General features: G+C 42.6%; 18 protein-coding genes. 9 read left to right on the forward strand and 9 right to left on the reverse strand.

Going from position 1 to position 22,061, the window contains the following annotated elements; translation table 11 throughout:
* Positions 1-18: 18 nt before the first annotated feature.
* On the reverse strand, positions 19-765 hold the full coding sequence (locus MAE_RS16175) for a pseudouridine synthase (protein WP_012266544.1): 747 nt from the start codon (positions 763-765) through the stop codon (positions 19-21).
* Between the two features lie 686 nt (positions 766-1,451).
* Between MAE_RS16175 and MAE_RS16180 the strand changes: the two genes are divergently transcribed.
* Both MAE_RS16180 and MAE_RS16185 read left to right on the forward strand, forming a co-directional pair.
* Positions 1,452-1,703: a hypothetical protein gene (locus tag MAE_RS16180; RefSeq protein ID WP_012266546.1), complete on the forward strand. Its 252-nt coding sequence runs from the start codon at positions 1,452-1,454 to the stop codon at positions 1,701-1,703.
* Between the two features lie 8 nt (positions 1,704-1,711).
* Entirely contained in the window at positions 1,712-2,143 is a 432-nt protein-coding gene (locus MAE_RS16185) for a type II toxin-antitoxin system VapC family toxin (RefSeq protein ID WP_002803895.1), read from the forward strand.
* A gap of 505 nt (positions 2,144-2,648) precedes the next feature.
* On the opposite strand, the gene MAE_RS16190 is transcribed toward MAE_RS16185, so the two are convergent.
* The 6 genes from MAE_RS16190 to MAE_RS16215 all read right to left on the reverse strand — a co-directional run bounded on the left by MAE_RS16190 (position 2,649) and on the right by MAE_RS16215 (position 13,836).
* Positions 2,649-6,341: a WD40 repeat domain-containing protein gene (locus tag MAE_RS16190; RefSeq protein WP_012266549.1), complete on the reverse strand. Its 3,693-nt coding sequence runs from the start codon at positions 6,339-6,341 to the stop codon at positions 2,649-2,651.
* Between the two features lie 31 nt (positions 6,342-6,372).
* Positions 6,373-6,777, reverse strand: a complete 405-nt coding sequence (locus MAE_RS16195) for a hypothetical protein (RefSeq protein WP_012266550.1) — start codon at positions 6,775-6,777, stop codon at positions 6,373-6,375.
* Between the two features lie 468 nt (positions 6,778-7,245).
* The gene (locus MAE_RS16200; protein ID WP_012266552.1) at positions 7,246-10,032 is read right to left on the reverse strand and encodes a cation-translocating P-type ATPase; all 2,787 of its coding nucleotides are present in this window, start codon (positions 10,030-10,032) and stop codon (positions 7,246-7,248) included.
* A 223-nt stretch (positions 10,033-10,255) separates the two neighbouring features.
* Positions 10,256-11,362, reverse strand: a complete 1,107-nt coding sequence (locus tag MAE_RS16205) for a hybrid sensor histidine kinase/response regulator (RefSeq protein WP_012266553.1) — start codon at positions 11,360-11,362, stop codon at positions 10,256-10,258.
* A 132-nt stretch (positions 11,363-11,494) separates the two neighbouring features.
* The gene (locus tag MAE_RS16210; protein ID WP_012266554.1) at positions 11,495-12,004 is read right to left on the reverse strand and encodes a DUF4164 family protein; all 510 of its coding nucleotides are present in this window, start codon (positions 12,002-12,004) and stop codon (positions 11,495-11,497) included.
* Positions 12,005-12,258: 254 nt separating this feature from the next.
* The gene (locus MAE_RS16215) at positions 12,259-13,836 is read right to left on the reverse strand and encodes a hypothetical protein (protein WP_012266555.1); all 1,578 of its coding nucleotides are present in this window, start codon (positions 13,834-13,836) and stop codon (positions 12,259-12,261) included.
* A 152-nt stretch (positions 13,837-13,988) separates the two neighbouring features.
* On the opposite strand from MAE_RS16215, the gene MAE_RS35170 reads away from it, so the two are divergent.
* Together MAE_RS35170 and MAE_RS16220 are read left to right on the forward strand one after the other, a co-directional pair.
* Positions 13,989-14,231 carry a hypothetical protein gene (locus MAE_RS35170; RefSeq protein WP_079209047.1) on the forward strand — a complete coding sequence of 81 codons (243 nt, stop codon included), beginning with the start codon at positions 13,989-13,991 and terminating at the stop codon, positions 14,229-14,231.
* Between the two features lie 4 nt (positions 14,232-14,235).
* A complete protein-coding gene (locus tag MAE_RS16220) occupies positions 14,236-14,727 on the forward strand; it encodes a hypothetical protein (RefSeq protein WP_012266556.1) in 492 nt (163 codons plus the stop codon).
* Here the strand turns inward: MAE_RS16220 and MAE_RS16225 are convergent.
* Positions 14,724-15,758 (reverse strand): M42 family metallopeptidase, encoded by a 1,035-nt coding sequence (locus tag MAE_RS16225; protein ID WP_012266557.1) that lies wholly within the window; start codon positions 15,756-15,758, stop codon positions 14,724-14,726. The two genes, MAE_RS16220 and MAE_RS16225, sit on opposite strands and share 4 nt — an antisense overlap.
* 114 nt (positions 15,759-15,872) lie before the next feature.
* Positions 15,873-17,210 (reverse strand): OB-fold nucleic acid binding domain-containing protein, encoded by a 1,338-nt coding sequence (locus tag MAE_RS16230; RefSeq protein WP_012266558.1) that lies wholly within the window; start codon positions 17,208-17,210, stop codon positions 15,873-15,875.
* Between the two features lie 605 nt (positions 17,211-17,815).
* On the opposite strand from MAE_RS16230, the gene MAE_RS16235 reads away from it, so the two are divergent.
* The 5 genes from MAE_RS16235 (at position 17,816) to gvpC (ending at position 21,457) form a co-directional block, all read left to right on the forward strand.
* The gene (locus MAE_RS16235; RefSeq protein ID WP_002736360.1) at positions 17,816-18,085 is read left to right on the forward strand and encodes a hypothetical protein; all 270 of its coding nucleotides are present in this window, start codon (positions 17,816-17,818) and stop codon (positions 18,083-18,085) included.
* A gap of 1,135 nt (positions 18,086-19,220) precedes the next feature.
* Complete coding sequence (gene gvpA, locus MAE_RS16240; protein ID WP_002735503.1) at positions 19,221-19,436, forward strand: gas vesicle structural protein GvpA; 216 nt, start codon at positions 19,221-19,223, stop codon at positions 19,434-19,436.
* A gap of 354 nt (positions 19,437-19,790) precedes the next feature.
* Positions 19,791-20,006, forward strand: a complete 216-nt coding sequence (gene gvpA, locus MAE_RS16245) for a gas vesicle structural protein GvpA (RefSeq protein ID WP_002735503.1) — start codon at positions 19,791-19,793, stop codon at positions 20,004-20,006.
* Positions 20,007-20,335: 329 nt separating this feature from the next.
* The gene (gvpA, locus tag MAE_RS16250) at positions 20,336-20,551 is read left to right on the forward strand and encodes a gas vesicle structural protein GvpA (protein ID WP_002735503.1); all 216 of its coding nucleotides are present in this window, start codon (positions 20,336-20,338) and stop codon (positions 20,549-20,551) included.
* Positions 20,552-20,818: 267 nt separating this feature from the next.
* The gene (gvpC, locus tag MAE_RS16255) at positions 20,819-21,457 is read left to right on the forward strand and encodes a gas vesicle protein GvpC (protein ID WP_012266563.1); all 639 of its coding nucleotides are present in this window, start codon (positions 20,819-20,821) and stop codon (positions 21,455-21,457) included.
* The last annotated feature ends 604 nt before the right edge of the window (positions 21,458-22,061 follow it).

Below are 22,061 nucleotides of genomic sequence, written 5' to 3' on the forward strand. Positions count from 1 at the left end.
TAGGGGCTGACTTTCAGCTTAGTTAATCTGGTTCTTTAAATATTTCAGTTCATCAAGGGTTAAAAAACGGTAATCACCCAAGGGTAAGGGGGAATTATTACCGGAGTTTAGTTGAATACGACCTATAGCACTGCGATGAAGTTTCAGGACGTGATAACCTAATTCTTCGGCTACAGAGCGAATCTGCCGATTTCTTCCTTCCACTAAAATAACTTCTAGTAGGGTTTTTTGGTCGGTTTGCTTGAGTATCTCAACCTGTGCGGGTAAGGTTTTTTTTCCCTCTAAGAGGATACCTTCTCGCCAACGCTGGAGAGCAAGTCTATCAATCGCACCATCTAGCCAAACCCGATAGGTTTTGGGCAAATGATAACGGGGATGGGTGAGGGTGAGGGTGAGTTGACCGTCGTTGGTGAGGAGTAAAGCCCCAGTGGTGTTGATGTCCAACCTTCCTACGGGATGTAACCCCGTCTCGCTGGCGAGGGAGTCGGGCAAAAGGTCGATTACTGTCGGCCGGTTTTGTGGATCCCTACAGGTAGAAACCACACCAATGGGTTTGTTGACCAGTATATACAATCTTTTGGGACGATTGGCCGGTTCAATTTTTTTTCCGTCTATTTCTAGGTGATCTTTTTCGGGGTCGGCTTTTTCTCCTAACTGCACGATTTTGCCATTCCGTCTCACCCGGCCGGCTACGATCATCTCCTCCGCCCTTCTTCGGGAGGCAATTCCCCACTGGGCAAGGATTTTCTGGACTCTCTCCGCCATTTTTTTTTAGTTTTTAACCCTTTCTCTCTCCTATTATAGGCATCCTAAAAGGGTTTTTTCGCCCAAATAGTGAAGAAAAACCGAATATCTCCGGCTGCTTCTTTGATTTTTTTTCTTTGAAAACTTCTCAAAAAAAAAGGAGTAATCCCTTGACTTGGGCGGCGGCTTCGGTTATACTTTTCTTATAATGGGAATCCGTGCATTTTTCAATAGACTCCAACACTCCATTATATATAAAGTCTTATAAAAATATTATGGCAAAAAGCCCTGAAAAAAGCAAGCCTCTTTGATTTTTTTTCTTTGAAAACTTCTCAAAAAAAAGAGGAGTAATCCCTTGACTTGGGCGGCGGCTTCGGTTATACTTTTCTTATAATGGGAATCCGTGCATTTTTCAATAGACTCCAACACTCCATTATATATAAAGTCTTATAAAAATATTATGGCAAAAAGCCGTGAAAAAAGCAAGCAAAATTTTGCCGACAATTGTTAAAAAAGTCGGGCTAGTTTTCCTTACAGGATGATATGACTTTAAACCGGTTATTTCTCGGTTATCCAAGCGGTAAACTTTGATTGATGATAAATTGGGGACGTAAGTGACGGAGTTTGCGTCTCTTTGTTATAATTCAAAGGCTAGGCTATAATAACTCTTCATAAACACCGATAATTTTAGTCAAAGATGTAAAAAAATGAATATTCAACTCGTGGAATCTCTAGTTAAGGCAATTAAATCCTTGTCCCTAGAAGAACAAGAATTGTTAGGAAAAAAACTCAAAGATCACCCCTCTTGGGAAATTGCATTAGAACGAATTGACGCAACTCGAAAAGCCATTTATGAACGTCGTCAGGGAAACCCATTTAAAACCGATGTTACTGAAATTATTCATCAAATGAGAGAAGAAAGAGATCGGCAATTGATGGAAGAAATTGTGAGTGAATAGAGAAAATAATGACTAATACATTTATCTGTGTTGATTCTAGTTTTATAGTTCGTTTAACAACGGTTGAACCTTCTGTAACAATGTACAGTCAACTCTGGCAAAAATGGATGACCGAGGAAAATTTAGTGATTGCACCAACTTTATTATGTTACGAAGTCACTAACGTATTTTATCGTCTGAAAAAAGCTGGTCAAATTTTGGAGACGGAAGCGCAAACCCTCCTTACAGAAGTCTTAGATTTACCCATTCAGTTTCATGGAGATCATTACCTCCATTACCAAGCAATAGAAATTTCGCAAACCTTGAATCTTCCTGCTACTTATGATGCCCATTATCTAGTATTAGCTCAACGATTTCAAGCAAATTTATACACTAGCGATAAACGCTTATTTAACAGCGTTAAATCTTCTCTAAGTTGGGTTCATTTGGTTGAAGTGTAGATTTTTATTTCTCTCTCAATAGCTTTAGTTTTATTTAACCTGACTAGGCAGTATGCTTAGAAAAGCACAAAAGTCGAGCTAGTTTTGCTTACGGGGGGATATGACTTTAAACGGGTTATTTCTCGGTTATCCAAGCGGTTGAGAGAAGAAAGAGATCGGCAATTGATGGAAGAAATTGTGATAGAGAAAATCATGACTAATACATTTATCTGTGTTGATTTTAGTTTTATAAATTCTTGTAGGGTGCGTGTTTGCGGCGATAATCTCTGAGAAAAAACCAATTAATAATCCGCACCCCACGCACCAACTTAATTATTAAATGGGTGCGTTACGCTTTGGCTAACGCACCCTACGATTGATGTTTCTGTTTGTGGCTAAGTTGACAAAAGTTGCTCAAAATATAGCCTTAGCAAGATAAATCGGCCTATTCCTAGTTAACCTGAGTTGAGGATAAGCCGAAACCCTAATTTTACCCTAGCTGGTTAGCTCTATTCTTTCGTGAAAGTCATGACCAAATCTTCTTAGTCCGATAATTTTTTGTACCAATCCCATCACACAAACCCCTATCCTCCTCCCTAACATCAGAATTAGGATTGTGCAAATAAACCCGCACCCAATCGCAACTACGCCCCATTAAAGCATCTAAATTCAATAAATTCGAGTCTGTTTCTACCTTCCAGAGTTTGATAGTGTTGTCCCAACTACCGCTCACCAAAGTCTTGCCGTTGGGACTAAAATTAACGCTTCTGACACGGCTATTATGCCCATGGAGGGTACGGATTTCTTGGCGTTTTTCTACATTCCAGAGTTTGATAGTTTTGTCATCACTACCGCTCACCAAAGTCTTGCCGTTAGGACTAAAATTAACGCTTCTGACAGGACCATCATGCCCCTTGAAGGTGTGGATTTCTTGGCGTTTTTCTACATCCCAGAGTTTGATAGTCTTATCATAACTACCGCTCACCAAAGTCTCGCCGTTGGGACTAAAATTAACGCTTCTGACACGGTCATGATGCCCCTCGAAGGTGTGGATTTCTTCGCCTGTCTCTACATTCCAGAGTGTGATAGTCTTGTTATCACTACCGCTCACCAAAGTCTTGCCGTCGGGACTAAAATTAACGCTTCTGACACGGCCATCATGCCCCTGGAAGCCATGGAAGGTGGGGATTTCCTTGCCTGTTTTTACATTCCAGAGTTTGATAGTACCGTCCCAACTACCGCTCACCAAAGTCTCGCCGTTGGGACTAAAATTAACGCTTCTGACAAGGCCACCATGCCCCTTGAGGGTGTGGATTTTTTTGCCTGTTTTTACATCCCAGAGTATGATAGTCTTGTCATCACTACCGCTCACCAAAGTCTTGCCGTCGCGACTAAAATTAACGCTTCTGACAGGGTAATCATGCCCATGGAGGGTGCGGATTTCTTCGCCTGTTTTTACATCCCAGAGCTTGATAGTCCCGTCATCACTACCGCTCACCAAAGTCTTGCCCTCGTCAGGATTAAACTCAACGCTATTGACAAGGTCATCATGCCCCTTGAGGGTTTGGACTATTTCTACATTCCAGAGTTTGATAGTCCCGTCATCACTACCGCTCACCAAAGTCTTGCCCTCGTCAGGACTAAAATTAACGCTCCAGACAGGGCCTTCATGCCCCTTGAGGGTGAGGATTTCTTGGCCTGTTGACTCATTCCAGAGTTTGATGGTGTTGTCCCAACTACCGCTCACCAAAGTCTTGCCGTCGCGACTAAAATTAACGCTTCTGACACGGCTATTATGCCCCTTGAGGGTGCGGATTTCTTGGGGTTTTTCTACATTCCAGAGTTTGATAGTCTTGTCACCACTACCGCTCACCAAAGTCTTACCGTCGTGACTAAAATTAACGCTATAGACAGGGCCACCATGCCCCTTGAGGGTACGGATTTCTTGGCCTGTTTCTACATTCCAGAGTTTGATAGTCTTGTCACCACTACCGCTCACCAAAGTCTTGCCGTTGCGACTAAAATTAACGCTATAGACAGGGCCTTCATGCACCTTGAGGGTGCGGATTTCTTGGGGTTTTTCTACATCCCAGAGTTTGATAGTTTTGTCATCACTACCGCTCACCAAAGTCTTGCCGTCACGACTAAAATTAACGCTATAGACAGTGCCACCATGCCCCTTGAGGGTACGGATTTCTTGGCCTGTTTCTACATTCCAGAGTTTGATAGTTTTGTCATCACTACCGCTCACCAAAGTCTTGCCGTCACGACTAAAATTAACGCTATAGACAGGGCCACCATGCCCCTTGAGGGTACGGATTTCTTGGCCTGTTTCTACATTCCAGAGTTTGATAGTTTTGTCATCACTACCGCTCACCAAAGTCTTGCCGTCACGACTAAAATTAACGCTATGGACATAGCTACCATGCCCTTCTAAGCGATTGCGTTCACTTTTCCGGTTGAGAAGTTCCTGTAAGGCATTCATCACCTCCTTGTCGGATGCCTGCTGCTTTTGTAGAGTTTTTCCTGCCTTAATTGCTTCAACGAAAGCATCTAATTCTTTTCCTCTATCAAACAAAGACAAGGAAGAAAACCCGCGAGCATTTGCCAGATTGAGTTCCGCTTGTTGTGTTTGTTTCCAAGCCATCAAACCCAATCCCGTACTAACCACCACCGCCACCAAGGAACCCGCCGCAATCCCCCAAGCGGTTCTAATTTCGCGCCGCCTGCGGGCTGCTTCGGCTTGTTTTATCCGTTCTCGCTCCTGGAGACTCTGCCTGATAAAATCCTGTTCACTTTGGCTGATATCTTCTGGGCGTTGCCTCAATTGTTCTTCTGCCTCTGCCAACGCCGCCCCGCGCAACCATGAGCCTTCATCCCCTTGCGTCTTCTGCCATTGCCCCATCGCCCCCCGCAAACGCTCTTGCCAAGCGCGAAAAACCCTGTCTGTATCCATCCAGCCCCGCAATTCCCCCCAATTGCGAATCAGTGCTTCATGCACCACTTCCACCGTCTCCACCTGTGCCTCTTCACTGCGACTGGTGACAACTAAACGCGCATCCGCCAATTGTTTCACCAGCGCCCAATTTACCGCCCCCAATTCCGCTTTTGTCGCCAGCCGCCGCGTATCTTCTGTGCCTTCTCCTGGGCGCACCAATTGGATGAAAATGCGCCGCATCTGTTCCCGTTGCGCCTCACTCAGCTTGTCATATTCTTCATTGGCATGGCGGGCCAAAGCACCCTGCACTTGGCCAATTTCTGTATATGCCAGATGGGTTAACTGTTGGCCCTGTCGCCGCTGCCACAATTCCGTTAAGGCAAACTCTAGTAATGGCAAATTCCCCGGCTCACTCTCCACATCATCGAGGATGCGCTCCACCAGTCCCGCTTCAAATGTCACCCCCAATTTTTGCGCCGGTTTTTCAATAACTTCTGTGAGTTCTTCTCGGTTCATCGGCCCCAATTTCAAATCAGTATTTTGTAAGACATCGGCAAAGGGACGATAGGAAAGAGCATTCCCCAAGAAATCCGCCCGCATAGTTAATACCAACACCATTCCTACCCTTTCAAAGGGGAATGTAGTTAATTTATCGAGAAAATTACGGCGGATTGTTTCATCAGGACAGAGGGTATAAAGTTCCTCAAATTGGTCGGCAATTAGCAGTACCCGTTCACTGGGATAATTGTGTTGGATTTGGGCAAAAACATCAGCTAAAGGAATGTCGCCATCACGCAAATAATTGGCTAACTGACGCGCTTGGGCGAGGCAGTCTGTCTCATTTAAATTAGTTGTATAAAGGGGAACTAATGCCAAAGCTAGGGCATGAAAAGGGTCAGAACCGGGACGAAAATGGGTAAACTGCCAGTGACCTTCTTGTTGCAATTTAGGGACTAATCCCGCAAAAACCACCGAGGATTTACCACTTCCCGACGCACCTAATAGGGGGATAAAATTACGGGTTTGGGTTGCCTGAAATAGGGTTTTAATAAAGCTTTTGCGCCCAAAAAAGTATTCTGCATCTCCTGGCCCAAAATGAAACAAGCCACGATAGGGACAGGGCAGTTTATCATCGGCAACATCGGCAGAATCAGCAGGGGCTATTCTTGCTTCTTCTCGATAATAGTAATTGGTAATCGTGATGGTTGCATTGCCAGTCCCAGAGGTAGCAGCATATTGAGCTTCTGTAATATTTTGTTGAATTTCGCTTGGTTCTGACATATCAACCATCCTGATTAATTAAAATACAGTCTCAGTCATCCTTAGATGTGCCATGCTCGGTGATGCCGCTAATACTAGCATTACCCGTGCCAGAGGTAGCAGCATATTTAACATTACTGATATTTTGGGTGATAATTTGTTGTCCACCGGGTTGTTCTTGGAGCTTGTCTAGTAAATCTTGGGCTAATTTAGTGATTTCATTATCTTTATCAACCCCCGCTTCGACAATTTTATCTTTTAACAAACCTTCAGCTTTCTTGATATCCTCTGGTTTTGCCTCTACCATTGCCTGTGCTAAAGCATCATTAGCAAACTTACGCTTAATCAAGGTTTTCAAACCTTGATATGTATCTTTAACGCCTTTTTCCGCCGTATCTTTAGCCGCAGCAACCGCACCGGCAGTCAAGGCGGCGATAATCAGAGAAACTGGTTCCATTGTTTGATACTCCCAATAAAATATTGCTGATTCAATCTTAGATCAAAACAATTTTTAATAGTAAGCCAAATCGCAATCAGCTAGAGAACTGGAATTTCACGGCCAAGGCACTAAACCTTAAAATTATTACTATGTAGGATTTGCTGAATAAATGTGAAATGTAGGCAAGGTAGGGGCTTTCTGGCTTTTCTCTGGAAACAGGTGCAAGATTTTGAGAGAATCGTGCTTCAAAACCTTGCGTCTTCATCGGCCCGCGTCCTGTAGGGGCGAAGCATTCGGGCAATAACCTATCGATGAAACCGTAGATTTTCTATCCGAATGCTTCGCCCGTACTTTTTGCCGCAAACCCTATATAAGGATCGTAGCTGAAAAAGCCAAACTACGGTTTTCCCTGTGGATGGGGTTTATCAGTTATCAGATTTGAGTTTTCAATTCACTGTTTACTGAACAATGAAAAAAACTCCCTGATTATCGCCGATGATACCAACGGGTAAATAATTTTTCTAACTCCACCCAAACGAATAATAAGGTACTAAATCCCAAACAGATTAATAATTCTTCTTTAGTTAAAAATTGAGTGCCGAAAAAATCCCGCAGGGCAGGAACATAGATTAACATCAGTTGAAAAATTGTCGTCAGGGTTACTGCTACCCAGAGATAGGGATTAGTCAAAGGATTCATTTCTATGGTAAGATTATCGCTCGATCGCACGGAAATGGCATGACCCATCTGAGCTAAACAGAGAGTAGTAAAAACCATAGTTTTCCATGAACCAGTATTACCAAAAAGCGGATCCAAGCGCACAGCGATTAACATTTGAGTGATATTAATAATCGAAAAAATAATCCCAATTCTCACGATATAACTGCCCAAACCGCGAGCAAAAATACTTTCTTGGGGACTAAAAGGAGGGCGACGCATAATATTGGGAGAAGCGGGTTCCACTGCCAAAGCTAAAGCAGGTAAACCATCAGTAACTAAATTCATCCAGAGAATTTGTAGGGGAGTGAGAGGAGTAGCTAAACCCAAAAGAGGCGAAGCAGCGATAGTAATCACTTCCCCGATATTACTGCCGAGAATATATTTAATAAAACTGCGAATATTGTTATAAACCACTCGCCCTTCTTCCGTGGCAGCGACGATAGTGGCAAAATTATCATCAAGGAGAATCATATCACTAGCCTCTTTGGTGACATCGGTGCCAGCGATTCCCATGGCAATGCCGATATCTGCTTGTTTCAGGGCCGGAGCATCATTCACCCCATCTCCGGTCATAGCAACAAATTTACCCTTTTTTTGCAAGGCGCGGACAATGGTTAATTTATGTTCGGGGGAGACACGGGCATAGATGTTAGTTTTGTCAATGATGTTTTCTAGCTGAATTGGTGATAATTTATCTAATTCTCGCCCTGAGATGACTAAAGCTCCTGCTTGGGCAATACCAAGACTTTTAGCCACCGCTAGAGCGGTTAATTGATGATCGCCGGTGATCATGATTGGACGGATTCCCGCTTCTCGACACCTAGCCACGGCGATTTGTACCTCCGGTCGCGCTGCGTCGATCATACCGACCATTCCTAACCAAATTAGGGCATCTTCGCTGATTTCAGTTGATTCTGGCGGATAAATCAGGTTTTTATACGCTAATCCTAAGACTCGCAAACCCCTGTTAGCCATAGCATTGTTAGCGACTAAGACTTTTTCTTTTTCCCCATCCCCAAAAGGAAGACTTTCTAATCCCGATTGATAGGAGAGACACTGTTCAAGGATTAATTCCGGGGAACCTTTGGTAAATAGTACGGGATTGACTCCTTGACAAATGACCGACATTCGCTTTCTTTGAGAAGAAAAGGGGATTTCAGCGATTCTAGGGAACTCTTGCTTGGTTAGGGATAAATTTAAGCCCGCTTTCGCCCCTAAAACTAATAAGGCTCCTTCCGTGGGATCGCCTAAAATGCTATCGTGACCGTTATCGAGGTCTAAACTGGCATCGTTGCAGAGGATACTGGCAATTAAAAGATGATGTAATTCTAGATCGGTTTTGGGATCGATCGCCCGTTGCTCGGAGTCTAAAAATTGTCCTTTTGGGCTATATCCTTCCCCTGTCACCGAAAAATTGCGATTAATTGTCTCTATCTCCCGCACGGTCATTTTATTTTCCGTTAGCGTCCCAGTTTTGTCGGAACAGATCACATTAACGGAACCAAGGGTTTCTACTGCCGGCAGTTTACGAATCAAGGCCTGACGTTTGACCATGCGTTGGGTACCTAGGGCGAGAGTCAGGGTGATAACTGCGGGTAATCCTTCGGGAACGACGGCTACTGCCATACTAAGGGAAACTTCGACCAATTCCTCTAGGGCCGACCAACCGGCATTGATCAGGCCGATGGTAATAGTCAGGGCAACTAGAATGAGAGAACCAGCAACAAGGACATTACCCAAGTGAGTCATTCTTTTTTGGAGAGGAGTGGGTTCATTGCCGACTGTTGCTAACATTTGAGCGATTTTGCCTAATTCCGTTGTCATCCCCGTATTGGTAACGATGACCTTGGCCCGGCCTTGCAGTACCTCTGTTCCGGTAAAGACAAAATTTAAGCGATCGCCAAGGGGAGTATCCCTGTCTAAGGGGTCAATGGAGGCGGATTTATTAACACTATTTGCCTCTCCTGTCAAGGCCGATTCGCGAATTTGCAGGTTAAAAGCTTCGATAATTTGGCCGTCGGCGCTGATTTGGGTTCCCGCTTCAATCAGCATGATGTCCCCGGGGACAAGATTAACCGCATCTATTTCTCTGCGTTGACCCTCGCGAATAACATTAACTTGGGGAGAGGAGAGTTTTTTTAAAGCGGCCAGAGCTTTTTCGGCGCGACTTTCTTGCAGATAGCCGAGGATGCCATTGAGGATGACAATTGTTAAAATAGCGATCGTATCTTTGAAGGGAACACCAATTTTAGCCAGATGACCGCGCTGTAATGCCAGTAAATCTAGTCCTCCGGAAATTATGGCCACGGCAATTAAGAGGAGGAGCATAATATTGGTAAACTGATCCAGGAGAATTTGCCAATTACTGCGCCCTGGACGTTCTTGTAGTTCATTTTTGCCATAATATTTAATTCTTTGGGCGATTTGCTCTCTATTGAGGCCATTAACAGCCGAACTACCGAGGATAGATAGGGTGGTTTCCACCGGATAGGTATGCCAAGGTTGTTGCAAGTTAAGGCTAGAATGGGCAGAATAGTCGGCATTAGCGGCCATGGCAAGTCAAGATAGTTGATCTAGATAGATCTTAGCCGTTTCTTTCCCCGGTAACAGGAAAAAACAAATGTTTAAACTGGCTCTTCCTGCTCATAGACAGTCTTAACGAGTAATGTAGATAAGTAGCTGGTTATAATTAAATTGAAGATAGATACCCCCTTAATCCCCCCTTGATAAGGGGGGTGTCTGAAAGTTTTTAACATCTACCTACTTAGTCAACAGCTTAGTAGGGCAAAGTAAACCAAAATTGTGAACCTTTTTCGTCATTATTCATAATGCCAATTTCGCCTCCGTGAGCATGGATAATTTGACGACATAGATATAAACCTAGTCCTAAACTAATCTGATTATTATTATTGCCTCGTTGATAGCGATCAAATAATTGTTTTCTCTGGGTTTCGCTAATTCCCACCCCATTATCGGCAATAGTACACCGGAGATAATTGCCCTCTAGTCTAGCGGATAAAGTGATAATTATTCCTTGGGGATTGTGTTTAAGAGCATTGGCTAATAAATTCTCAAAAACTCGCCAGAGATGGTGAGCATCGGCATTAACTAAGGGTAAATCGGGGGAAAAATTATTAATTAAAGTTGCTTGATTTTCCTTTAATCTTAACTCCCATTCCTGACCGATTTGTTGACCGATTTCGTAGAGAGATAAAGGCTTTAGTTCTAGGGAAACTCCCCAAAGATCATTTTGTCGGGTTTCGACGAGAGAATCAATTAAAGTTAATTGTCGATCGCAACTGTTGGCCATCTGTTGTAAAATCTTCCGGGATACTTCTTTAGTTTCTCCCTGAGAATTTTTAATTAAATTATTTAAGATCATTGACATCCCGATCACGGGATTGCGGAGATCGTGAGAGACAGCATGAAGATAAATTTCTAAAGTTTCCTCAGTTTTTTGACGTTCTTTAATTTCGTTTTGTAGTTGTTTTTTTTGACGAGAAATAGTTAATTGATTTTCGATGCGTGCCATCACTTCTTCCCCTTGAAAAGGTTTAGAAATATAATCAACACCTCCCACTTGAAAAGCTTTGACTTTATCTAAGACATCATCAAGAGCGCTGATAAAAATCACGGGAATTTCTCTGGTTTTTTCATCAGCTTTTAACTGTTCACAAACTTGATAACCATTGAGATCGGGCATATTAATATCGAGGAGGATCAGGTCGGGAATTAGCGATCGCACTGTATTCAGGGCCATCTGTCCATTAATCGCTTTGCGTACCTGATAGCCCTTCTCGGTGAGCATAATCGACAATAGCCGCACATTATTGGGCAAATCATCGACAATTAAGACACTAGGGCGCGGTGTGAGTTGAGTCATGCCGGTTATCTTATAACTCAAACTGTTTAAATAAAGTGTATAAAAAAACAGGGGCTTGCCGAAAAAGTTTTTCCTGGGGGCAGCGTGTCGGGTGGGACAAGCGAGAAAGTCTCGTTACTCTACAGCGATCGCCTAGGGATTGTTGCCCATAAAAAAAGCACGGAACCCCACAGCAATCAAGGAACCACTCAAGAGAGTTATTAATGTCCAAATTTGGTTACTTTGGGTTCCTTCCACCTTGATCAGTCGATTATCCATACTATCGACTTTCTCTGTTAAAGTTGCTAGTCCTATCTTCACATCGGTGACATTTTTCTGTAGGTTGTCTAGCTTTTGCTCGACATTTTTCTGTAAAGTTTCTAGCTTTTGATCAAACCTTTTTTCGAGATTATCTAGCTTTTGCTCGAAACTTTTTTCGAGATTATCTAGCTTTTGATCAAACCTTTTTTCGAGATTATCTAGCTTTTGCTCGAAACTTTTTTCGAGATTATCTAGCTTTTGCTCGAAACTTTTTTCGAGATTGTCTAGCTTTTGATCAAGATCTTTCTGGAAGGTGTCTAGCTTTCGATCAACACTTTTAATACTATCTTTAATTTCCTTAAGGACAGATTCCAGGGAATAGGTAACGGTTTCTGCTGTCATTGCGGTTAACTCCTATCAGTCGAGAGATAATGTAATTAGGGTTTGCTGAAAAAGCTTTTCCTAGGGGCAGGGTGTGGGGTGTGGGGTGTGGGGTGTGGGGTTTTACCGATTTTCAGGTGGTCAATTACCTAATTTTCAGGGAAAAAGTCCAGGAATTTTCCCCCCAATCACTCCAAAGGTCGGCACTTTTTGAGGGAAAACAAGTCTAAAAGTCTTATCCAACAAGGTTTTTAGATTTATTCAGCAAACCCTAATTATCGATAAAAATCTCCTTTATTCTCCACTTCATTTTTTTCGGGAAATATCGCCTCATCTTCCAATTTATCGCTGATTTCCGGCAGTTTTAGCAATATTCCAGCGAATAACCAATAGTAAACAGAAACAGGCTCGACGGAGAGAGGATAATAGTAGGGGTTATAGCTAATAAAAAGTATAAAAATCCAGATACAGAGACCCCAATGCTTTAAAGCAGCATTTTTTACTTTTAAATAGGCTTTAAAGGTGAGAATACAGAGAATTGTCACCAGTGCCATAAAAGCGATAAAACCGACGATACCGATTTCGTAGAGGAGTTTAGCGTAGTAGGTCTCAATTAGTCTTATCGCCTCTTCTCCCACTATATGACGAGCGCCACTGGTGGCTTTGCCTAAACCAAAACCAAAAAGCTGTAAATATCTTAAGGCCCACTGGATTTGATTGACTACAAAGTCAATGGGAGACGAATATAGCCAGCGATCGATAAAATTTAGCCCTCTTTCCTGAACAAAGGGATTTAACGTCACCGCGAGCAGGGAAATCAGCCCCAAGATTCCCAATTTTAATGGTAACTTTTGTTTATGTTTGCTAGTAGCAATAAAAAGAACTAAGTAAAACAAAGGTACTAGCAAGAGAGGTAATCTTTGTCCAGAAACCAGAGTCGCAAGGAAGACTAAAACCATTGCTACCCAACCAGCGACGCGCCATCTTTTTTGCGGATCACTAAAACTGGCTGCGTAACTGATGACGCTGCTAGATACTAAGAACCAACCCCATTGCCAAGGATCAGAAAATGTGCCGGGGAGACGAATTAAGCCTCGATCGGGATTATACAACACTGAACCCCCGACAAAACATTGAGCTTTCAAGCTGGCTTTGTCGGTAATATCTGGATAAAATTGGCTGTCGGATTTCGGGACAAGAACTTCCAGTTGATTGAGGAATTCATTATCAGGACAGATACCTTGGACGAGTAAGAAGTATTGAATTAGAGCTAAACCGCAACAGACTAAGATCATCACGATTAAAACTCGGTTAACCATGAATAAATCTCGTTTTTGCTCGATTAAATAGTACCCACAGAGAACTAGGGGAATATAACTGAGGAGGATTTTTAATCCCACAATTCCCACAGCAATTGCTCCTTGGGGCAGATTGACAAAAAGAAAAGTTATCAAGCTGCTGGCAAGTAAAATCAAAGCTGTGATGAGAAAAGGCTTGATTTTGGGGCGTAATTGTTTAAAAGTTTTTGTTTTAATTAAAATTGCCGCTAAAGCGGCGAAATAAAAGGCATCCTTGGCGATTTTGTAGAGAGCATAGGAGGGCTCTATGCCAATAAAGTTGCCCACTACCTGAAAAACTCTCACCACAGACAAAGCGAAGGTATTACTCAGGGGAAGATAGATGATTAGGGCCAATAATCCCAGACGGGGATGGATAAAAGAAGCGACCATGGCGGGAACTGCCCAAATTCCTAACAAGGCCGCTTTTTTGCCAAATAGAATCCCTAAAACTAGACTGATTATTGTAGTGGCGATCGCTAATATAATTAGTAACAGGGAGTTCTTCTCTTTCATGCCGTGCGGGTTGAACAGGTTTAGCAGAAAGTGTACCGGATTTTTGCCGAGATTCTCATTCTCAATGGCGGAGGTGGGGAGCTTTTCAGTGATCAGTAAACAGTGAACAGTAAACAGTAATCAAGTGAGGTTCTTTTTGTTTGTGTTAGGCAATAGACGGGGTTATAAGAGATGAAACCCTTATAGAGAAAGACATTTGGCGATTTTTTTCAATTGTTTTCCATCTAGAACGAACTAATCAATTAAGTCTCTTGCCAGATAAGGATTTAGTCTATTTATGCCCCCCGATCGAATCATACCAAGTAACGAAGAACCCATCTGATACTGATCAAAGTTTCCTCTTGCTTCTTACCTCTTGCTATACTTATGTAAAATTTTATTTATCTCGATCTTGACTCCGTGGCCGAAAATCTTTCTTTTCAAGACCTTTATCAAGCTGGAATCAGTGCTTTTGAGCGTGGACAATATCGTCTTAGTGTCCAGCAATTAAATGCGGCTTTAGCCTTAATTTCCTTAGGCTCCCGAGAAGGGGGTGAGATTCAAATTTGGTTAATTTCTGCTCATCAAGGGTTGGGAGAGGGGGAGAAAGCTAGTGAAATCTGTAAGCAACTTATTACCCATCCTATCTATCAAATTCGCGAACAGGCCAAGCGTCTGCTTTATATTATCGAAGCTCCCCGTCTCAAACGCCCAGATGAGTGGATGACGAAGATTCCCGATTTAGATAAACTTCCCGATAGTACAGCGCAATTTAAAAAGGGGACAAATAAACAGAAAAAAGAAGAATCCCCCGCACCCATGCAGTTAGAGCAGCATAAAAATACTGTTTTTAGCGGACTGGCGATCGCTATTGTTCTATTGATGCTCTGGTTTTTTGCTAAAAATAGCTAAATTACTTGACAATAAGCTTCTAATATGCTAATGCAGTTAGCTATCGCTCCTAAATGGGCGATTTCATAACCGTGGGTGTTTTGGGTGGGAAAACCTAAGCAAGCGGCCTTAGCTATATGACCGAATTTCATGGCGATGGAGGCATCGCTACCAAAACCACTAATAATGGCTAATTGCAGCGGTATTCCCGCCTTTTCGGCCGCTATTCTTAATTCTTGATTTAATTCCTCATCATAGATACCGTAACCATCCTGAGACAATAAAACAGGAGTGCTGCCATCCTTAATCGGATATTCAGGAGCGAGGGGACAGATTTCTAGGGCAATTAAAGCATCTAAGCGGTTATTTGCGGTAAAAAATAAGGCCCCTAATGCTCCTACCTCCTCCTTAGCTGAGGCAACCAGATATATATCCACCGCGGGGTTAATTACTCTGGCCGCTAATGCTAAAAGAATCGCCACGGAAGCCTTATTATCAAGGGTATAACTGGCAATGTAGTCTTTTAGTCGCAAGGGTTGTTTTCGGTGTTTTCCCACCACGACTCGACTACCGACGCGCACCCCGCAAGCGTCTAATTCTTCTGGAGTCAATTTCGTCTCTATCCATGCGGATTCCCAGGTGACGGGAGTGTTTTCCTGCTGCACTTTTTGCGGGGATTGATGGGAAATATGACGGGAACCAAAGGAGAGAATCCCCGATCTGGTTTCCCTATCACCGATAATATCCACCACTCCCTCTCCGTAAATCCAAGGAAAAGCTCCCCCGAGTTGGCGAATTTGCAGAGTACCATCGGGATTAATTACTTTGATAATAGCACCAATTTCGTCTTTATGACCAGTAATAGCCATTTTTTTGGTCGAATCTCGTCCTCTAATTTTGCCGATGACATTTCCCGCTTGATCTTGCCATGTTTCTAATCCTAACTCTTGAAAGCGTTCTAGTAAAAAGCGATCGATTTCCGTTTCCATTCCACTAGGAGAATGATGGAGGACAAGAGTAGCAATAGTGTCAAAGAGGTGATCAAAATCCATATTTGTCTTGATTTGTGGGTCGAAAGAGAATTATTATCGAAACAGGAAATCGAAAAGGTTTTACAGGAACAATATTGGCGCAGCCATGGCTCTTGGGTGATTGCCAGTTAGCATTTAATGATTAATCAGAGGTGCAGAATTAGCCAGAAAACCCGCAACTTTTAGAGACTCTACCACCGAATTGTCATCCTCTACCCAATAGTTTTGTCCTAAACGTACAAATTGACGCTGAGTTCCCGCACCAATGGTGGCAATAACGGGAACTTTTGCCTTTTGTTTGTCTCCCGATTGCAGAATACTTTTAAGAAGATTTTGACGATTTTGGTTGACGACATCTTGCAGCGATAAATTAACCATCACCATTTTAATGGTTTCGATCGGTTCCGCATCTTCGATAATTAATTGTACCCGATCATCTCGGCGATCAACTTTTCCCCACACCATTAAAGTTGCTTCCTCCACTAATAATTTTTGCAGACGTTCGTAGCTATCGGAAAAAATCACCGCTTCCGATTGTCCCGAGGCATCTTCTAGGGTTAAAAAAGCCATGGGAGTCCCTTTTTTGGTCATAATTTTCTTGACGGCATTTAATAGGACAATTGCACTAACTTTTTTTCTGGTTTTGTGTTCTTCTAAGTCAGCTAAATTGATAGGAGATAGGACTTGAGCGGCTCTTTGTAAAGCTTTTAAAGGATGTTCGGAAACATAAAAACCTAAATGTTCTTTTTCCAGTTTTAACTTTTCCTGTAGGGAAAAATCTTCTACTGCGGTTGCACTGGGAGACTGTTCAAACTCGGATTCTTGTTTATTTTCTGTGCTACCTCCTAGCATATCAAAAATATTCATTTGACCACTTTCTTTCTCTTTGGTGCGTTTTTGCGCCCAAGCAACTACTAATTCTAAATCTTCAATTAATTGATGGCGATTAGGTTGAATTTTATCAAAAGCACCACAATAAATTAGCGTTTCTAAAGCTCTTTTGTTGATCACTCGTAAATCAACACGCTCGCAAAAATCCCCTAAGGAAGTAAACTTTCCTCCTGTTGCTTCCCGCGCTTTTAAAATAGCCTCGATCGCATTTTCGCCCAGATTTCTAACTGCGGACAAACCAAAGAGAATTTTGCGCCCAATCGGGGTAAAATGTTTTTGCGATCGATTGATGTCGGGAGGTTCGACATCGATATTCATTTTCTGACAGTTTTCTCGATACTTTTCCACCTTATCCTGATTATCGCTACTAGCAGTTAGTAACGCTGTCATATATTCCACAGGATAATTAGCTTTTAAATAAGCAGTTTGATAGGTGACGTAAGCATAAGCGGTAGAGTGAGATTTATTAAAACAATTGGAGGCAATTAACCCGTTGCCCAGCAAAAAATTATGATCTTTCTCCACACCAATATCGTAAACGGGTTTCCTTCCCAGGGATTGACGACCGATAATTTTAACCATATTAGTAACTCAACTCTCCAGAGATTTTTACAACGGTGCTAATAGAAATATGGCATTTCTTTGCCAAATCAGGCCGCCAAAGTCCCAAAAATGGCTCTCTTATTCCTTGTAACATAAGTTTAACTTATATAAGAGCGATCAATCTTTGTGTCCTTTGTGTCTTTGTGGTTCTTTCCACTAGCTCGCCAGCAAGACTGTATCTTAGAATACATTTTACCCACCAAACCTAAGAGAGCCAAAAAATTACCATATATATTGATACCTAAAGTGTATATCCTACCTACTATAGGTTACGATCAATGTTAACCGAGGAGAAAAAAACAGAAAAACTAGACTTCTTGAATGGGGTTAGCTGTGGCCGTTTGCCACAAGGTTTAAGACACCTGTAAACAGCTTTTACTAATTTCTTGGCTGGTCGTACAAAATTCGGTTAAAGGGGAGCAACGCAAAGCGGGGCAAAATGCAGCAGTTAGGATAGTAAGGAAACCTTGCCACTGACGGCAAAGGCCTATATTTTACCTTGACGAGAGGTCGGCGCTGGGTAGTTCACCCATTGTGTTATAATTCTGGCCAAGCCATCAAGGGATTTGAAAAGGAGTAACACCATGAGTCTATCTTCAGAAGCCTATCGCCAAGCCCTCGTGCGGGATGGAGAACGGCGCTATCAGGAATGGCACCAAAATTATCACAACCAATGCCGTCAATCAACGGCTGAATACCAAGCTCGTTCTGCCCAACAACGCCCAACAAAGCCCTGGATTTCCTCGGAAGCCTACCGCCAACTTTTAGTCAAAGATGGGGAGCGGCGTTTTGCGGAATGGCACGGCGAGTTTTTAGACTATCAAAGACAATTTCTGGCCAGTCAATCCACTTAAACGGACGTCAGCCAATCGCCATTACAGCAATCTCTGAAAATAGTGGCTACAGTCCCCGAAGAAATAGCTGATACCAATTTTCAATAGTCGTGACTAACATCTGAAAGTGCAATTCCTTTCTCCGAGAGGGATTGCGCTTTGAAATGATCAACTAAGTCTGTCATTACTTTTGAAAAATGATATAAAGATGAATAAGTCCAGAATGCAAGACCTATCACGAATGCAGCCAAGAATTCAAGATCAGAAGGAATAAGAATCCTGTCAACAAATGCTGATGGGCAGTCAGGAGTTTAAGCTTGTGGAGAGACTGTAAGACTGGTTGGGACTCTCTCAAAAAGCAGGTTTCTGTGAAGCAAGAATTTCCCATCACACATCTTCGCATTGTGATGGCTAGATTGTCAAGTCTGTCCACCCCTGGTCCCCGCAAATAACACCTAAGATAGCGATCATTAAAACTAAAATTTCAATACATTCGTGCCTTAAGCACCTAAAAGCCTTGCAAAGCAAGGCTTTTACTATTAGTTTATTTGTCCTGTGTCCATCAAAACAGGCTCCAGCTACCCTTCTGAGTCGATTATAGCTAGTCAAGGGTATCAAGGGTAGTCGAACAATCGCCAAGACTACCTTGGGGTAAGAAACCGTTTGTAAATTAATGTAAAAAGCTCGCCAAGTCAAGGTTTTGGCGATTTATAGAGCAAATGAACTAAAAACTCAGGATCTTTGTCAAGTAAGGACTTTGGCGATTTAAATACTTGTTTACAAACAGTTTCTAAGGGTTTGATTATTTTTCTTGGGGGGGTAAGTCCAGTTATCCCCCCAAGGTTCTTGTATTTGTCTTGTTTTTAGGTGCGCTCGCCCTGCTCTCCCAATGGGAAGTTTTGCTTAGAAAAAAGGGGAGCAGCAACCACCTTGACCCGCCTTTTCTGAGAACTAACTATATTTATTAAGCACAAAACTGAGAATTAACTACATTTCTTAACGAAAAAATCGAGATTAGGTATTGACACCGACAAAAAAAGGGTGTTATTCTTCAGATGCCGAAGTGATGAAGGCAGAAAAAACAAACAAGTTTCTGAATCCTCCATGACTTCAGCACCGTACACTTTCTATGAAAACAACAAAAAGGTCTATTACCATGGCAGTCGAAAAAACTAACTCTTCCTCTAGCTTGGCTGAAGTTATTGATCGTATCCTTGACAAAGGTATCGTTATTGATGCCTGGGCTCGCGTATCTCTGGTGGGCATCGAATTATTAGCGATTGAAGCTCGTGTAGTTATCGCTTCGGTTGAAACCTACCTCAAATATGCTGAAGCCGTTGGTCTGACTCAATCTGCAGCGGTTCCTGCTTAAGGATTGATCTCAGTGAATACCCTGCTGGGGTTTACAAATTCTTAGCTTTTCTTTCATCCCTATTGAGTTTAGTTAACCCTCTCTTGGGGCGCAATAGTCTATAACTGATCAAGTTGACACGGCAACGGATAGCGAAAACGAAGCTAGACCCCTACAAATTATTTTTGTAAACGTGATTTTGTCCTTTGTAGCTAGGATTACCCCCTATCACCAGAGTGTGAGACTCACTATTTTTCGGAATAGAAAGTCATTTTTGGTGTGGGAGCCGCGCCCCTGAGATGCGGTAGTTCCATATATCAATTTTGGGATCAGCACTGTACACTTTCTATACAACTAACAAAAAGGTCTATTACCATGGCAGTCGAAAAAACCAACTCTTCCTCTAGCTTAGCTGAAGTTATCGATCGTATCCTTGACAAAGGTATCGTTATTGATGCTTGGGCTCGCGTATCTCTCGTCGGAATCGAATTATTAGCGATTGAAGCTCGTGTAGTTATCGCTTCTGTTGAAACCTACCTCAAATATGCTGAAGCTGTTGGTCTGACTCAATCTGCAGCAGTTCCTGCTTAAGGATTGATCCCAGATTCTCCTATCTGCTGAGTGAAAACCCGACTGGGTTTTCCAGATCCTCGGATTTTCTTTAAATCCCTATTGAGTCCAGTTACCCCTCTCTTGGGGCGTAGTGCTCTATGATTGACAAGGTTGGCACGGCAAATGTGTTTTGACCCTTGCAGCTAGGTTTACCCCCTATCACCAGAGTGTGAGACTCACTATTTTTCGGAATAGAAGGTCATTCTTGGGCTAGGAAGCCGCGCCCCTGAGATGCGGTAGCTCGATATATCAACTTTGGGATCAGCACTGTACACTTTCTATACAACTAACAAACAAGGTCTATTACCATGGCAGTCGAAAAAACCAACTCTTCCTCTAGCTTAGCTGAAGTTATCGATCGTATCCTTGATAAAGGTATCGTTATTGATGCTTGGGCTCGCGTCTCTCTCGTCGGAATCGAATTATTAGCGATTGAAGCTCGTGTAGTTATCGCTTCTGTTGAAACCTACCTCAAATATGCTGAAGCAGTTGGTCTGACTCAATCGGCGGCGGTTCCTGCTTAAGGATTGATCCCAGATTCTCCTATCTGCTCAGTTAAAACCCGACCAGGTTTTCTAGATTCTCGGCTTTTCTTTAATCCCTATTGAGTTTAGTTACCCCTCTCTTGGGGCGCAATAGTCTATAATTGATAGGGTAGTTCACTATCTCAACTTTGGGGTGATAAGAAAAGTCGGACTCTACTGTCTCTCCCCCCAGTCCCCGTGAAGGTTTTCCTAGCGGGTGATTGGGTCTAATCCATTCCATAGTATTTAGTAATTGAGGACAACCCCATGCCTGCTCTCATCGAAAAGTTCCGCCAGGAGCGTTTATCGATTGCTGGAGAGGTAGCTAAACTCTCGCAAGAAGTCCAAGCTTTTTTGTCGGATGTTAAAACTGAAAGACAAAAACAAGCGCAAGAACAGGCAACTGCCTTGCGTCAGTCTTTCCAAAAAGTTCAACAGGAAAGCCACTTGTTTTTAACAGCTACCCAAAAACAGCGTTTAGCTCAAGCGGAAAAGCAAAAAGAGGATTTACGTCAATTTCAAGAACAACGTTTAGCGGCAGCGAAACAGCTAGACAACGACTTACGGCAACAGCGTCTAGATCGAGCCAAACAGCTGAAAGAGGATTTAAGTCAATTCCAAGAACAACGTTTAGCTGAAGCGAAACAGTTGGCGAACGACTTACGTCAACAGCATCTAGATCGAGCTAAACAGCTGAAAGAGGATTTAAGTCAATTCCAAGAACAGCGTTTAGCGGCAGCGAAGCAGCTAGAGGACGAATTACGCCAACTTCATCTAGATCGAGCCAAACAGGTGAAGGATGATTTAAGTCAATTTCAAGAACGACGTTTAGCTGAAGCGAAACAGCTAAAAGACGATTTGCGTCAATTTCGTCAAGAGTTGTCTATCTACGTTTTTGGCAAATAAATCTCTAGGTTAATTACAACCCACTTAAGCCTAGGGCTAGAGTAAAAACCCTCTAGTCCCTTTTCCTGGCTAAACTAGAGGACTATCTGAAAATACAACAATAAGCCTTTGGTTTTAAACCTAGCTAGTCCTGCCTTTTCAAGTTTCTAGACTCAACGTAGGAGTGGTGGGTTCCTCTTCAGGCTGCTCTAGGGCTCTGGTAAATTAAGAAGTATTATAAAACTTCACTTAGTTTATAGCTAATGTTGTCATTATTAGTCTTTTATTGACAAAGGAGGTAAGGGAAAAGGACTGCATCTGGGCTTGTCATTGTTTAAGTCTTGAAAAGTAATCTAGACAAGAATTTTAGACCCTTAGACTAAGGAATATCCTGAAATACCTTCAGAATCAAGGTTCTAGATCTAATTGATGACAGTTCCTAATTTTTTGTGATATTATTATGAGGTAAGCCTTAAAAGCCAAAGACGATTAAACTTGCCGTAAAATTCGGGTAACACAAGCGTCCTTGCCTACTCGGTTATTAAGGGGAAACCTGAACCAGCAGTTGTTAGCTCAAGAATACCCGTACGCTTCAGGCGGGGATTATCAATGGTATTTACTATAT

Source organism: Microcystis aeruginosa NIES-843, assembly GCF_000010625.1.
Classification (GTDB): domain Bacteria; phylum Cyanobacteriota; class Cyanobacteriia; order Cyanobacteriales; family Microcystaceae; genus Microcystis; species Microcystis aeruginosa.